This window comes from Mesorhizobium sp. Mes31, from assembly GCF_024519675.1.
GTDB lineage: Bacteria > Pseudomonadota > Alphaproteobacteria > Rhizobiales > Rhizobiaceae > Mesorhizobium.
The window spans coordinates 334,699-349,704 of the sequence record NZ_JALJRL010000001.1; the positions used below are offsets into that span (position 1 = coordinate 334,699).

The following is a 15,006-nucleotide window of genomic DNA, read 5'->3' on the forward strand; positions in this document are numbered from 1 at the left end:
AACCGGGGCCGCTTTTGGGCGACATGCATTAGACGGCGGCCTTGCTGCGCACTTCGGATTTTTCCAGATAGTAGGTCGAGTATTTGTCGAAGAACTTTTCCGAACCTCCGAACGTGCCGTATTTGGCCAGTTTTTTCAGATCGACCTTGTTCAGCACCGCCCCGATGATCTTGTTGGCGACATAGGGCTCCGCGTTGAGCAGCGACTGCACCATCGCGCGCGGCGTACGTCCCCACTCGGTGACGAGCACGAAACCGTCGACCAGCGGCGCGAAGGCCTTGGCGTCGACCACCGGTCCGAGCGGCGGCAGATCGACGACGATGTATTCGAACGTCTCCTTGGCGTTCTCGATGAAGCGCCGCATCCCGGCCGAGGAGAGAAGTTCGCTCGTGTGGGAGAAGTGACCGCGCAACACGGCGGGGACGATCGCAAGCTTCGTCTGCCGGTCGATCTTGCCGACGGACTGCCAGGTCTGGCCGCTCACCACCGCTTCCATCAAGCCTTGCTCGGCCTCCATGCCAAGACCGCGGCTGAGGCCGGGGTTGCGCAGATCGCCGTCGATCAGCAGCGTCTTGGCGCCGTTGGCGGCAAGCAATCCGGCGAGATTTGCCGCGACCGTCGACTTGCCCTCGCCGGGAAGGACCGAAATGACGCCGATGACGCGGCTGCCTTGCCCTTCCATCACGACGTCGAAGGCGATCTTGGCGCTGCGCAAGGTTTCGGAGAACATCGACGCGGGCGAATCGATGCTGACACGCATGCGCGCCCGCCTTTCGGCGGCCGATAGCGACTTGGCGGTCTTGGCATCCAGCTGGGTTTCGCCCGGCTGTTCTTCCTTGCCGAGCTTGCCGCCGATCGTGGGCAGATAGCCGAGGAATTTCAGGCCGACGCGGTCGCGCACATCATCGCCGGTCCTGAAGAAGCGTTCGTTGAATTCATTCAGGCCGCCGAAGCCGGCGCCCATCAGCATGCCAAGCACCAGCGAAAGTCCAAGCACGACGATCGTACGCGGGCTTGATGCGGCGAGCGGCATCGAGGCGTCCGAGATGATGCGGATCTTGCCGACCGGGAAGGATTGCTGCTGCGCGGCTTCCTCGTAACGACCGAGGAATGTCTGATAGAGCGTTGTGAGTGCGGTCGCCTGCTGGTCGAGTTCGCGCAGCTTGACCTGCGTCTGGTTGTCGACGGAACTCTTGCCTTGTGCGGCCGCCACATTGGCCCTGAGCGCGGTCTCGCGCGCCAGCGCCACTTCATACTCGTTGCGATAGCTTTCGGTCAGCTGCTTGAGCTCGCCGAAAATCTGCGTCGAGATGTCGGCCTTCTCCTTGGTAAGTGCCTGTGCCTGCGGATGCTGGGGGCCGAAATTCGCCTCGACGTCCTGCAGCCGCTTGGAGACAGTGAGGTAGCGGGTCTTGAGCGCCGCGATGACCGAGCTGCTCGGCTGATCGCTCGATATGGCGGCATCCTTGAAGGCGTTGTCCGAACCGCTGTCGATGATCGCCTTGTATTGCTGGTAGCGGGCACTGGCGCGTGCGGTATCGGCCTGCGCCACGATGAGCTGGGCGTTCAGGTCCGAGAGCTGCTTGTCGCTCATCAGCTGGCCATCGCTGTTGGCGGCCAGTCCGTGGTCGGCCCTGAATTTTTCGACCGCCAGCGAGGCCGCCTGGGAACTCTGGCGCAATTCCGTCAACCGGCCCTGCAGCCAGACCGCCGCCCGCTCGGTAGCGTCGAAGCTGGCATCGAGCTGATCGGCGAGATAGGCATCGGCATAGGCTTTGGTGACCGCGTTTGCCAGTCCCGGATCGGTCGCCTGATAGCCGAGGGCGATCACGAAGCTCCGTCCGATACGCTCCGCCCGCACCTCGCTCTGCAACTTGAGAATCGCATAATCGCGGCGGGCCGTGGCGATCATCGCCTCACGCGTGGCCGCGTCGACCTTGGTGATGTCGCCCATGGCCCCGACGGGAGAGCTGGGATGCACATACTGGATTATGCTCCTGACAAAGCCGATGCCCTTCGCCAGCGCCGACACGGGAGGGTTCATGAAGGCATCGTTCTGGTCGAGCTTCAGCTTGTCGACGACCACGGCGGCGAGCCGCGACGACGTCAGAATCTCGATCTGGCTCAGAATCGCCGAGTCGGTCTGCATGCTCGTCGACGTTGCCGAGATGTCATCGACGATCTTGTTCAATCCCTCGTCGATCAGCACGCTGCTGATCGACACATATTTGGGCGGCGTGGTCTGCAGATAGAGCACGCCCAGGAAAAGACCGATGATGGCGCACACGGCAACCACCTTGGCCTGCCGGGCGGCCATGCCAAGCAGCCGCTCGATATCGATGAAGTCTTCGCCGTTTCCTGCGTCTGAATTCGGCAATGGCATCCTCTTGTCGAGAGGAAAGTTGGCATAATTCATCTTCGGTCCAATTCTAGAGCCGGTCCCATCCCGATGATCGGGATGGGGCTCTATCTGTTTGTTTGCGCATGATCTTTCCCGAAAACCGGTACCCACTTTTCGGGATCATGCTTTGGCTTGCAGGCGCCGCGAAGATCGGGAGCTTTGCGAAAAGCAACGCAAGCTTCATGCCAGACAGCGCGGGGCTATCGCCTCGCGCCATCAGCCGTCTGAAAATACTCCCGAAAGATGGGCATTATGCGGCTTCTTCCTGGCGTTCATGCGACTGGACGAACTCCTGAAGCATCTCGAAAACCGGGCCCTTCATGTCGTCGCGCGCCAACGCGAAGGCGATGTTGGCCTGGATGAACCCTTCCTTCGAACCGCAGTCGAACATTCGACCTTTGAAAGGCTGGGCGAAGAATGGCTGGTCCTGCGACAGCCGGACCATGGCGTCCGTCAGCTGGATCTCGTTGCCGGCGCCACGCTGCTGATCGCCCAGCAACGCGAAGATCTCGGGCTGCAGGATGTAGCGGCCGTTGATGTAGAAGTTCGACGGCGCGTTGGCCGGCGCCGGCTTTTCGACCATCGCCGTCACCTCGAAACCACCGCCGATATCCGCACCACGGCCGACGATGCCGTATTTGTTGGTCTCGGTCGGATCGCAGCGCTCGACGGCGATCACATTGCCGCCGGTTTGGGCATAGAGGTCGGTGATTTCGGCCAGGCACCCGCGCCCGCCGAACGACACCATGTCGGGCAAAAGCAGAGCGAAGGGCTCGTTGCCGATAACCTCGCGCGCGCACCAGACGGCGTGGCCAAGGCCTTGCGGCGACTGCTGGCGGATGAAGCTGGTGGCGCCGGCCACCGGCAGCATGCTTTCCAGCGCCTCCAGTTGGGTCTTCTTGCCGGTCTGCTCCAGCGTTCCGATCAGTTCCGGATGGAGGTCGAAATAATCCTCGATGACTGCCTTGTTGCGACCGGTCACGAACACGATGTGCTCGATACCGGCCTCGAACGCCTCGTCCACCGCATATTGCACGACAGGCCTGTCGACGACGGGAAGCATTTCCTTCGGCATCGACTTGGTCGCCGGCAGGAACCGTGTTCCAAGCCCCGCCACCGGTATCACGGCCTTCCTGATTTTCTTCATTGCAAATTCCTTCTGAGGAGATCGACTTCAGTCCATTCACAGGCCACGAAAAATCCCTCCATGTGCCTGCATCTTCACCTCCCCACCCCCACGGCAAACTGTGCCGCTACTCTTCGCAACCGCACGGCGATCGGCATGCTCATATGGCTGACCGCCGCCGGATCGCTGAGCGCCGTCCGGATCGCCTTGAGCGGAGACCGCGCCTTGATGTGCTGAACCATTGACAGGAACGATGCGGCCTTGCGCAGGCTGCGGCTGCGCCGGGCGAACGCGGCCAGCGCGGCTGGATCCATCGAATGGACCTGAGCGAACACGGCATCGGCCTTGCGCATCGCCTCGACGTGATGAAGCTCGAGCACGCGCGAGATGGAGCCGCTGCGAATATGATAGGCATAGCCGATCGTCGGCTCGACCACGCATTTGCCACCTTTGGCCAAGGCCTCGGCGAGCAGAATGTAGTCTTCGCCGATGATCAGTTCTTCATCATAGCGAAGTCCGTTTTCATCCAGGAACCGGCGCTGGAAGATCGGCTTGAGATAGCCGAGATTGAACTTCGATTCGAAAACGATGTTGCCAGCGATGTAGCTGGCCAGCGAGATTTCACTCAAGCTCTCCAGATAGCGCGTCGGAAACATAGCGTCTTCAACGACACCGTCCTCGCGAATGACCTGAAGGTTGTCGACGGCGATTTGGGCATCCGCCCTTTCGGCGCGGGCGATCATGGTGGCGATGCGGTCCGGAAAGACCGCGTCGTCGGAATCGAGAACCGCGATCCATCTGCCGCGGGCGAGGTCGAGCCCGGCATTCCTGGCGCCGCCGGGACCGCGATTGCTGGCCAGGGCGACGACACGAACGATATCCTGCGGGTAGGCCCTTGCCACATCGAGCGTCGCGTCGCGCGACTTGTCGTCGACGACGATGATCTCGACGCTGACGTTTTTCTGGGCGATGGCGCTGGCGATCGCACGGTCGAGGGTTGCCTCGGCGTTGTAGGCGGCAATGACAAAGGAGACGTCAGGCTGCACGCTTGCCTCCTTCCTGTGGCGAAGGCTGGCCATAGAGGCGGATTTCACGGATGCCGACGAGACCGCTGACGACGCCGACATGCATGATGCCGCGCAGCACGCTGCGGTTCCTGCGAACCGGGTTGACGACAACCGGGATAGCCGAGGCGAAGCAATAGATGGCCTTTGCCGACGCCAGGCCGACCTGCTTGACCAGGCCGATGCCGCTGGCGCTGCTGCCCAGAAGATGGCCATGCGTCTGGCCGACGCGGAAACGGCGGCGGCCGAGCCAGTCGAATGCCGCCCTGGCGCGCGGCACCACCTCGTCCACCCAGGCCTCGGGCGAAAAGGCGATCCGGCCGCCGGCCTTGTGCATCTGGTCGAAGAACTCGGTATCCTCGCCGCCGGTCTGACCACGCGCCAGGCTGAAGCGGCGGCCACGCAGACTGTCGGCACCGGCCCGCAGCAGCACATTGCAGGTGTAGCCGGTGTGGATCTCGCCGCGCACCCAGACGGGCAAGGTTGAATGGAAGTCGCCGCGGCGCATCCAGTCCGGCGCGTCCGGGCGATAGAGCGCCCGCACCGGACCGAGCACGGCGGCCGCACCGCTCGCTTCGGCCGTCGCGACCAGCTCGGCGAGCCAGCGCGACGAAGCCGTCTCGTCATCATCGATGAAAGCGACAAAATCCGCTGTGCTGGCGTCGAGGCAGGCGTTGCGGGCGATCGAAATGTTGCGCGCCGGGGCATGGCGATAGTGGATCGGCAGCGTCAGTTCCCGCGACAGCGCCGTCACCAGGTCCCGGGCGCTTGGCGTGTCGTCGTTGTCGGCGATGATAACGCTGACGTCGAATCCCGGAGGCATGTCCATGGCAGCCAGCGAGCGCAGCGTGTCGGCCAGTTCCGGTCGCCGGAACGTGCAAACACCGATGTCGATGCTGCGGTTGTTGACAGGCACCGCCATCAGGCCACCCTGCGCCGCGAGCCGAGGCCGAGAAGCTGCAGCCAGAAACCGACGGACCAGCCAAGATGCATGACCATTGCCGAGACGCCGGCAAGCGCGATATCGGCATTGCGCTGGCGGATGGCCGTCCACAAGCCATAACCCAGGCACACCGACGCCCACAGCAGAAGCGGCACCGCCGCCAGCCAGTGCACGAAAGAGAAGGCCGCCAGCAGGACGACCGGAAACACCAGCAGCGGCACCATCTGCCGGACTTTCGGGATTACACGGTGCTTCAGCACATTCTTGGCGCGGCCGCGGCCATAGCCGAGATACTGGAAATAGAGCCCGCTCAACGAGGCGCGTGGATAGTAGACCATCTGCGTTTTGCCGCTCATCCAGATTTTGTAGCCGGCCTGTCGCAGCCGGTAATCCAGCTCTGCGTCCTCGTTGTGGCTGAACGTCTCGTCATAACCACCCACGGCCCCGAACGCCGATATCCGCATCAACGCATGATGGCCGTGATCGATCCACTCTCCCGCGGAAAGGTGCCGGTGCTTGGAGCCGCCGGTGCCGAGCCTGGAGTTCTGTGCCGCGGCGGCCGCTTTCTGCACGGCGCCGCTTCCGCTGGTCAGCATCGAAACGACGACCGAATCGGCACCGGTGGCCAGCGCCTCCTCGACCAGGCGGTCGCAATAGTCGTCGGGATAGCCGCCATGCGCGTCGATGCGGATGAGATAGTCCGTGCCTTCGCCGAATGTGCCGACGGCGAGATTGATCGCCGCGCTCTGTATGCGCCGCTTGTTGTGAAGCAGGATAACGCGCGAATCCTTCGCAATGACATCCTCGACGATGGCCAGCGTGCCGTCGGTGCTGCCGCCATCGGCGACGATGATCCTGGCGCCAAGCCTTGCGGCCGAAGGGCGCAATTGATCGAGCAGCGCACCGATGTGGGCGGCTTCGTTCAGGCACGGAACAACGATCAGGCTGGATGATGGTTTTCCAGTTTGCGTCATCGACCCACGTCCATCTCCAGCCATCCTATGCGAGCGCTTCTGCTGCGAAGGAACCGGGCACGGTGGTCAAGCTGCGCAGCCGCTCGACGAGCGCACGACAATCGCTGCGATCGTAGCTCCACGTCCTCGGGTTGCGGGCAAGGACACGCGCCTTCAGCCTGCCGAAGCGGTGCTCCTCCATCTTGCCGAGCGCTGCCTCGAGCCCCTCGGGCGTGGCCTGGGAGAGCAGGACGCCGATATCCTGCTGGTTGAGGAAACGCCCGGTTTCGGTGTTGCCCATCGAGATCGGCACCGCGCCGAAGCGGCAACCTTCATAGAGTCGGTTGGGCAGCAGCCATTCGGAGTTCTGTCCGGCTTCGAAGAAATCGATGGCCCAGGAAAAATGGACCTCCCTGTAGATCGCCGCCATGTCCTCTGGGTTGCGATAAGGCCCGCGAAAAGACAGCCACGGCTCGGATTCGACAAAGCCATGGAAATCCGGAAACTCCGACAGCGCCGGACGGCCGCGCAGCACGATCTCGAAGCGCCCCTCCATCCGGCGGGAGAAATCGGCCAGAAGTTCGAGCGAGCGGCGGCAGCGCAGGGCGCCGAACCAGCCGATCCGCCATGGCGGGCCGACCGGGCCGTCCGCCGGCTCGGGGTCGCCGGGCAAAATCGCCGCGGCTTCGAAATATTTGTTCTCGACCAGTTCGATCGGTGCCGCGACCTGGCCGAACGGCTTGAAGTAATTGGCGATGAAGGCGGGCGAACTGGTCACCAGCAGCTTCACGTCCCTGGCCAGAAAACGTTCGGTGGCGCGCAGCGCCTTGCCCAGAAAATCGTTGCGAAGCACGAGGCGATGAATGTCGAGACATTCGTAGACGATCGGAACCGACGCACCGAATGCCGACTTGGCCCGCCGCGCCAGCGCCAGCATTTCCAGATTGCGCGCGATGATGAGATCGGGCCTCGGCATGCCGCCAAGCTTCGAGCCGCCAAGCTTCGAGCCTATCGAAACCGCCGCCTTGGCGACCGCCGCGAGGCGCTGGCCGAACCGGCCGTCGCGCGTCGCGCCAAGGTCGATCGGCCGCAATCCCTCGATATCCGCAATCGGATCGGCCGTACGACGAAAGCCGGCCAACGTGACCTGGGCTCCACCTGCCCTGAGCATCGTGATCCGCCGGCGCACGGCCGGGTCGGAAACGTCGTGCACAAGGTACAAGACATGCAGCATGAAAACTCGACCGCTGTTGGCCCACCCACGGGAATGCTAGTACAGCTCTTGCTGCATCGCAACATTTTTGGTGCAGCAATAGACGTTTTCTGTTGCACTGCAAAATTAATGCCCTAGTTTGTCCTTGGCGGCGGTTGTGGATTTTCAGGGGTCGGAAATCCGCGCAAAGATCAGGAATCCTGAATTTGGAAGCCAATGCATTCGATCCGCCTGAAGGCTCGCTCCGCAAATCGGTCGGGCGCGGCGCCGTTGTCACGGCCATGGCGCAGTCTGTACGGGTCGCGACACAGATCCTATCGGTTATCGTGCTGTCGCGGCTCTTGTCGCCGCAGGATTTCGGCGTCGTGGCGATGTGCGCGCCGGTGCTGGCGTTCATAGCGCTGTTCCAGGATTTCGGCCTGACCCAGGCAACGATCCAGAAAAACGGCATCAGGCATGAGGAGGTAAACTACCTCTTCTGGATCAATGTCGCCGTCAGTGCGATCCTGGCCTGCGTGCTCGCGGGGGCCGCTCCGCTGGTCGCCGCCTTCTACGGCGAGCCGCGCGTGGCCGGCCTCGTGGCCGCGTTCGGGCTGCAGATCATGGCCTATGGGCTTGGCGCCCAGCATCTGGCGCTTTTGACGCGCCGCATGCAGTTCGGCCGTCTCGCGATCATCGATGTCGCCAGCGCTGTCGCCGGCCTCGCCGTGTCGATCGCCTGGACCTTCATCGACCGCTCCTACTGGGCGCTGTTTGCCGGCACGCTGACCGGCGCGGTGCTGCCGACGCTCTGCTACTGGGCCGGTTCGCGCTGGCGTCCGAGCCTGCCGCGCAAGGTCGCCGGAATCAGCGAGCTGGTCAATTTCGGCGCCGGGATCACCGGCTTCAATTTCGCCAATTTCTTTGCCCGCAATCTCGACAATGTGCTGATCGGAAAATTCTGGGGCGAGGCCCAGCTCGGCCTCTACGACCGCGCCTACAAGCTGCTGCTGTTTCCGCTGAGCCAGATCACCAATCCATTGTCAAAGGTGATGGTGCCGGCGCTCTCCAGGCTGAAGGACGAGCCGGACCGCTACCGCAGCGCCTATCTGCGCGTCATGCCGCTGATCCTGCTGGTGGCGCTTCCCGGTGTCGCCTTCGCCACCGCGATGTCGGACGTGCTGATCCCGTTCGTGCTCGGCGAGCAATGGCGCGAAAGCGCCAGCATCTTCCTGGCACTTGGCTTTGCCGGGTTGCTGCAGCCGCTCAACAACCCGGCGGGATGGCTTTTCGTCAGCCAGGGCCGCTCCGGCGATTTCATGCGCTGGGGCATCGTAACGGCCGTGACCTCGGTGATCGCCTTCATGCTCGGCCTGCCTTATGGCGCGCTGGGCGTGGCGATCGCCTATGCGATCAGCGAGTATCTGCGGACGCCTTTCCTGTGGCTCTATATCGGCAAGAGCGGTCCGCTGCAGGCCCACCATGTGCTGCGCGCCGCAACGCCTTTCGTGCTTGGCGCCCATCTGGCACTGGCCGCCATCTGGTTCATCAAGCCGCTGTTGCCGCAGCAGCATGTCGTTGCCTTGGCCAGCGGCGCCGTCCTCGCCTACCTCATCACCATCGTCATCGCGCTGGCATTCGCGTCCGGCCGCGAAGCCCTGCGCGAGGCGATAAAGATGCTGCCGGCAAGACCGCCCGCGGCAACGCCTCGCGAGGCGCAATAATTTGGACGCCTTCGACAGCTACGGACATCCACTCCAGTTTCAGGTCTGATTCATGCACTACCGATCAATCTCCGACATGAACGACGCGATCGTCAGGAACCTTCACCGGCTGCCCCGCGACATCGACCTTGTCGTCGGCGTTCCCCGAAGTGGCATACTGGCGGCGACGCTGGTGAGCCTGACGGCCAACATTCCGATGACCGATCTGGATAGCTTCCTGACCGGACGGATCTACACCTCGGGCGTCACCAAGCGCCGCGCCGCGCTCGATCGCAAGGCCTCCGAAATGCGCAAGGTGCTGGTGATCGACGACAGCGTCGCCGGTGGCAATGCCATGCGCGACGCGCGCGCCCGCATCGCGGCGGCCGGTATCGAAGCGGACTTCACCTTTGCCGCGGTGTTCGGCCTGCAGCCGGAACACCAGGAGACTGACTTCGTCTTCGAGGTCGTGCCGCATCCACGCATGTTCCAGTGGAACTTCATGCATCACAAATTCCTGGCACAATGCTGCGTCGACATAGACGGCGTGCTGTGCCTGGATCCGACCGAGGCGGAAAACGACGACGGACCGGTCTACGAGAAGTTCCTCAGCGAGGCGCGGCCTCTGCATGCGCCGACCCACAAGATCGGCTGGCTGGTCACCAGCCGGCTGGAGAAATACCGTGCGCTCACCGAGGCGTGGCTCGCCAAGCACGAGATCAAATACGACCAGTTGATCATGCTCGATCTGCCGAGCAAGGCGGAACGGCAGCGGCTTGGCGCGCATGGCAGTTTCAAGGCCGATTTCTACCGCAGATCCAATGCCGTCCTGTTCATCGAGAGCGAACACGAGCAGGCGCTGAAGATCACCGAACTGTCCGGCAAGCCGGTGCTGTGCGTCGAAACGCATATGGTCAGCTTTCCCGACGCGCTGTCGCTGCCAGCGCTTGGCCAGGCGGCCCGCAACCTGCCGGCAAGGCTGCGGCAGATCAAGTCGCAGGAAGGGCGCAAAGCGGCCGCCAAGACCCTCGCCCGCGCGCTGCTTGGCGCACGCGGTTACGAGACGCTGAAGAACCGGGTCAAGCGCCCGGCCTGACCCGGACTACCAGCATCCTTACGCCGCTTGCCGCGCGCGTTGCTGTACCGCCCTGTCGAGTATCGAAAAGAAGGTGGCGAACTGGCGATCCGGATCCAGTTCGGGCCGCCCGGCGAAGCTGCGCGCGAGGCCCGAGAGCCGGTCATATTCCTGGTTGTCGTTCCACAGCCGCCTGACGGCCGCGACCCAATCGGCAAGCGGAGCATCGTAATCCAGCACCACGCCGCCGGGGCCGACCGCTTCGGGCAGACCGCCACGCCGCGAGCCGACGACCGGGATGCCACTGCAATGGGCCTCGGACGCGACGCGGCCCCAGGCCTCTTCCCATTTGCTGGGGGCAAGCAGGATCCTGGTGCGGCCATAGACTGTCTTCATGTCGCTGGTGCGGCTCTCGAGCGTGACGTTGCCGAGCGGCGCGATCGTCTCCTCGATGCGCGCGCGATGATCGTCCTCCAGTTTCCAGCTTTCGACGAACAGGAACGGGATTTCGGGGCACGCGCCAGCAACACGCACAGCAAGCTCGAAGCCTTTTTCCTCGTAGGGGTTGATCAAAGTGACAAACTGGCCCGTCGTCTGGGTGCTGTAATGCGCCGGATTGATGGTCGGCGGGATCACCGCCGCCTCGATGCCGAACTCTCTCTTGTAGGTGCGCGCGGTGAACTCCGAGTTGGCGATGTAGAGTGCCGAACGCAATTCCCGCAGATCGCCACCCAGTTCATGGAACTCGACATTGCGGAGATAAACGACCAGCGGCACGCCCTCGGCCTGCAATGCCTTGCCGAGCGGAACCGATTTGTGACACTGGACCAGCGCCACATCCGGCTTCTGCCTGTCGACGGCAAAGGCTGCTGCCTCCCAGGGAAACCACGCCCGGATCACCGGATAGCCGGGATAGCTGTCGACGACCGCCGGCTGCCGCAGCAGCTTCATCTTGGCGCGCGCCTTCAAGCCGAAGACACCGTCCCCGAACAGCGCGGCCAGCACGGCGGCCTCATGCCCATGTTCGATCAGCTGTTCGACCAGATGATGGGTGCTCGACTGAACGCCGCCGCTGAATTCCGGTGGGTAGCCGTTACCGCCTGCAAAAAGAACTTTCATGGTCCTGGCTCCTGGTCTTTTCGCGTTTCATTCCATGCAGCCCGATCAAGGGCTGCGTTGAAGGCCGCCTCAGGCATTCTGCGGCGGATCGAGTTTCGCGAACGGATTGGTACATGACTGCCATCCGGTGAACCGGATCGGATCGCTTGGCGAACTGCGCCATGCGTAGTCCGTCAGCATATGGAATTCGGCGATGACCCAGCGGTCGAAATGCACCAGATCTTCCCGCTTCTGCTGGGGCAGCAGGCGGCGTGCGGCGCCCAATTTGAACTCCTCCGCCAGAGTGACGGCGTCGCTCAGCTTCTCGCTCGGAAAGATCCATGGATTCCTGTCGCGGAACGCCAGCACGAACTGCTGCAGATGCTCGATGCGCATGTTCAGCGTGCCGAAGTATTTTTCGAGCGTGACACGGACGAGGTCCTCGTCTGAAAACGAGGAGACGGCGGCATAGGCAATGCCCGTCGACACCACACCACCCGCCACGATCGCCAGGGCCGAACGTCTGGAAATTTCGATCATCCGATACCTCCTTTCACGCGATCCGGCTCGCCGCCCGCAAGGACAGCGCTGCCGCGGTCAGGCTCGGATTGGCGCAGGAGCAGCTTGGATAGGTGCTGGTGCCGACGACAACCAGGTTTCTGAGCCGGTGATGGACCATGTTGCTGTCGATCACCGAATCGGCCGGGCCGGTGCCCATTCTCAGCGTGCCCTGGACATGCGATTCGGTCGGCCGGATGCCGCGGTCGAAGAGCTTTTCGACCGGCAGCGGGGCAAGCAGCCCAGGCAATTTCTCCAGCGCCCGGGCCATGCCTTTGACCGCGTAGTCCGACGGCGCCTTGAAGCTGACGAAGGCATTGTCGTCCTCGTCGAGGGTAACGAAATTCTCGTGATCGAGCAGGTTTTCGGTGACCACGACAAGCGGCAGCGCCTGGCGCAGCCGCCCCTTTTCGGCACGCATTCCGTGTTGCCAACGGTTCTCGAAATAGACGAGTGCCGCCGCATGCTCCGATCGGTGCGGACCGTCATAGAGGCCGAAATTCAGCCCCGTCGTGATGGTGCTGCCGTCGAAATTGTCGACACCGTCGAGATAGACCTCGAAATTCCAGCCGTAGGATTCGTGCAGGCCGCGCCCGACGAATTCGTCGCCCAGGCCGGATCGCAGCATGATGGCCGCGCTCTGGATGGCATTGGCGCCGAGAATGAAGAGGTCGCTGGTGACCGAATATTCCTTGCCGCCGTGAACGAAAGTGACCGAACGAACCGTTCCGCCGACATGATCGAGCCGCCGCACTTCCGCGCCGAGGCAGACCGAAACGTCGGGATCCTCGAAGACATGCATCAGCCCGTTGTTGACAGTGAATTTCGCGTCGACCGGGCATAGCCAACAGCGCAAATTGGCACAGCATGAGGTGCGCTGCGCGGTCGGCACGCGCGCTCGTGCCGTCGGCATGACGAAATGCTGGCCGGGCTGCGCCGCCTTCATCATCCGGTCCGGTGTGGACATGCGATGTGGCGGCTGCGGAAACGGCCGCGAACGCGGCAGCATCGCCGCCATGTCGGGATCGCCCGAAATCGACATGATGTCTTCGGCGTCGCAGTAGAACGGCTCGACGTCGTCATAGCTGATCGGCCAGTCGTTGCCGATGCCGTAGGTGGTCTTCAGCCTGAAGTCATTGGGATGGAACCTTGGCGTCTGCGCGAACCAGCAGTTCGTTCCGCCACCCAGTCCGATCGTGTAGTTCCAGGGCTTGTCGGAATTGGTCTTGTAGGTCGTCTCGTCATCGATGTCGGTGTTGGCGTTCTGGTTGAGCTGCCATTCATGGGTGTTGTGCCGGCCCCACTCCAGAACCAGGATGCGTGCCTTTCGCCGCTTCGCGAACTCGTGCAGGAAAAAGGCCGAACCGAAGCCGGAACCGATCGCGACAAGATCGAAATGATCCCTGGTGATTTGCTCCGGCTTTACGTCCAGCACCATCAGCCACAAGTCCTTTCCGCGCCGAGCGCGCCCACCAGATTCTGCTTCCAGGTCTCCACGCCCGGCCTCACGCCGCTATCCTGCCGATCGAGTGGTATTCGATGCCGTGGCGAGCGACGACCTTGGGGTCATACAGGTTGCGGCCATCGAAGATGACCGGCGTGGTCAGCGCGTCCTTCAGCGCGTCGAAGGCTGGAGCGCGGAAGCTCTTCCATTCGGTGGCGATCAGCAGCGCATCGGCGCCGCGCAGTGCCGCTTCCTTGGTGCCGCACAACAGCAGGTCGTCGCGCAGGCCGTAGAGGGCCTGGCATTCCTGCATCGCCTCGGGATCATAGGCCTGCACAGACGCGCCGGCCTTCCAGAGCGCCTCCATCAGCACACGCGCCGGCGCCTCGCGCATGTCGTCGGTGTTGGGCTTGAAGGCCAGGCCCCACAGCGCAAAGGTCTTGCCCCCAAGATTGCCCTTGAAATAGCGGTTTACCTTGTCGAACAGGACGGATTTCTGGTCGTTGTTGCGCTCCTCGACGGCGCGCAGCAGCTTGGCGTCGAACTTGACGCCTTCGGCGGTCTTGATCAGCGCCCGCACGTCCTTTGGAAAACACGAGCCGCCATAGCCGAGGCCCGGATAGATGAAATGGTAGCCGATGCGCGGATCGCTGCCGATGCCCTTGCGGACCTCCTCGATGTCGGCGCCAAGCTGCTCGGCCAGGTTGGCCATCTCGTTCATGAAGCTGATCTTGGTCGCCAGCATGCAATTGGCGGCATATTTGGTGAATTCGGCGCTGCGCACGTCCATCACGATCATCTTCTCGTGGTTGCGGTTGAACGGCGCGTAGAGCTCGCGCATCACCGCCTCGGTGCCCTCGCTCGAGGTGCCGACGATGATGCGATCCGGCTTCATGCAGTCGGCGACCGCCGAACCCTCCTTGAGGAATTCCGGATTCGAGGCGACGTCGAAGGCGAGGTCCTCACGACCTCTTTTCTTCAGCGTTTCGGCGATCCTGGCCTTTACCTTTTCACAGGTGCCGACCGGCACGGTCGACTTGCCTACGACGATCTTGGGCGCGTCCATTTCGCGGCCGATGGTCTCGGCGACCGCCAGCACATATTTGAGGTCGGCCGAACCGTCCTCGCCGGGCGGCGTGCCGACCGCGATCATCTGGATCTCGCCATGCTTGACAGCGGCCGCGGCATCAGTGGTGAACTTGATGCGACCGGCGGCGTGGTTCTCCTTGACCAGGCTCTCAAGCCCCGGCTCGAAAATCGGCACGAGCCCCTGGTTGAGCCGCTCGACCCGGCCTGCGTCGATGTCGACGCACACCACCTGGTGGCCGACTTCGGCAAGCACCGCCGCCTGCACGAGACCGACATAGCCAATTCCAAACACCGTCAAATTCATTCGGTTTCGTTCCCATTCAAGGCGGCGGACCGTTTTCGGTCCGGCCAGTTCAATTC

At 62.9% G+C, this 15,006-nt stretch carries 12 protein-coding genes; 2 read left to right on the forward strand and 10 right to left on the reverse strand.

Features of this window, described 5'->3' with window-relative positions:
• Positions 1-28: 28 nt before the first annotated feature.
• The 6 genes from NR193_RS01530 to NR193_RS01555 form a co-directional block, all read right to left on the reverse strand.
• On the reverse strand, positions 29-2,416 hold the full coding sequence (locus tag NR193_RS01530; protein WP_256749126.1) for a polysaccharide biosynthesis tyrosine autokinase: 2,388 nt from the start codon (positions 2,414-2,416) through the stop codon (positions 29-31).
• Positions 2,417-2,651: 235 nt separating this feature from the next.
• Positions 2,652-3,548, reverse strand: coding sequence for a UTP--glucose-1-phosphate uridylyltransferase (locus NR193_RS01535; RefSeq protein ID WP_256749127.1), 897 nt, complete (start codon positions 3,546-3,548; stop codon positions 2,652-2,654).
• Between the two features lie 74 nt (positions 3,549-3,622).
• Positions 3,623-4,606 (reverse strand): glycosyltransferase family 2 protein, encoded by a 984-nt coding sequence (locus tag NR193_RS01540; protein WP_306279908.1) that lies wholly within the window; start codon positions 4,604-4,606, stop codon positions 3,623-3,625.
• The gene (locus NR193_RS01545; protein WP_256749129.1) at positions 4,563-5,513 is read right to left on the reverse strand and encodes a glycosyltransferase family 2 protein; all 951 of its coding nucleotides are present in this window, start codon (positions 5,511-5,513) and stop codon (positions 4,563-4,565) included. The genes NR193_RS01540 and NR193_RS01545 overlap by 44 nt, the downstream gene beginning before the upstream one ends.
• A complete protein-coding gene (locus NR193_RS01550; RefSeq protein WP_256749130.1) occupies positions 5,513-6,508 on the reverse strand; it encodes a glycosyltransferase family 2 protein in 996 nt (331 codons plus the stop codon). Before NR193_RS01550 ends, NR193_RS01545 begins: the two co-directional genes overlap by 1 nt.
• 25 nt (positions 6,509-6,533) lie before the next feature.
• A complete protein-coding gene (locus NR193_RS01555) occupies positions 6,534-7,721 on the reverse strand; it encodes a glycosyltransferase (protein ID WP_256749131.1) in 1,188 nt (395 codons plus the stop codon).
• Between the two features lie 185 nt (positions 7,722-7,906).
• On the opposite strand from NR193_RS01555, the gene NR193_RS01560 reads away from it, so the two are divergent.
• Both NR193_RS01560 and NR193_RS01565 read left to right on the forward strand, forming a co-directional pair.
• Positions 7,907-9,403 carry a lipopolysaccharide biosynthesis protein gene (locus NR193_RS01560; RefSeq protein ID WP_256749132.1) on the forward strand — a complete coding sequence of 499 codons (1,497 nt, stop codon included), beginning with the start codon at positions 7,907-7,909 and terminating at the stop codon, positions 9,401-9,403.
• A 52-nt stretch (positions 9,404-9,455) separates the two neighbouring features.
• Positions 9,456-10,478 (forward strand): phosphoribosyltransferase family protein, encoded by a 1,023-nt coding sequence (locus tag NR193_RS01565; RefSeq protein WP_256749133.1) that lies wholly within the window; start codon positions 9,456-9,458, stop codon positions 10,476-10,478.
• Between the two features lie 18 nt (positions 10,479-10,496).
• Here NR193_RS01565 and NR193_RS01570 read toward each other — a convergent pair whose 3' ends face one another.
• The 4 genes from NR193_RS01570 to NR193_RS01585 form a co-directional block, all read right to left on the reverse strand.
• Entirely contained in the window at positions 10,497-11,576 is a 1,080-nt protein-coding gene (locus NR193_RS01570) for a glycosyltransferase (protein ID WP_256749134.1), read from the reverse strand.
• Positions 11,577-11,645: 69 nt separating this feature from the next.
• Entirely contained in the window at positions 11,646-12,095 is a 450-nt protein-coding gene (locus NR193_RS01575; protein WP_256749135.1) for a hypothetical protein, read from the reverse strand.
• A 13-nt stretch (positions 12,096-12,108) separates the two neighbouring features.
• Positions 12,109-13,551, reverse strand: a complete 1,443-nt coding sequence (locus NR193_RS01580) for a GMC oxidoreductase (RefSeq protein WP_256749136.1) — start codon at positions 13,549-13,551, stop codon at positions 12,109-12,111.
• A gap of 67 nt (positions 13,552-13,618) precedes the next feature.
• Complete coding sequence (locus NR193_RS01585) at positions 13,619-14,950, reverse strand: UDP-glucose/GDP-mannose dehydrogenase family protein (RefSeq protein WP_256749137.1); 1,332 nt, start codon at positions 14,948-14,950, stop codon at positions 13,619-13,621.
• Positions 14,951-15,006: the final 56 nt, after the last annotated feature.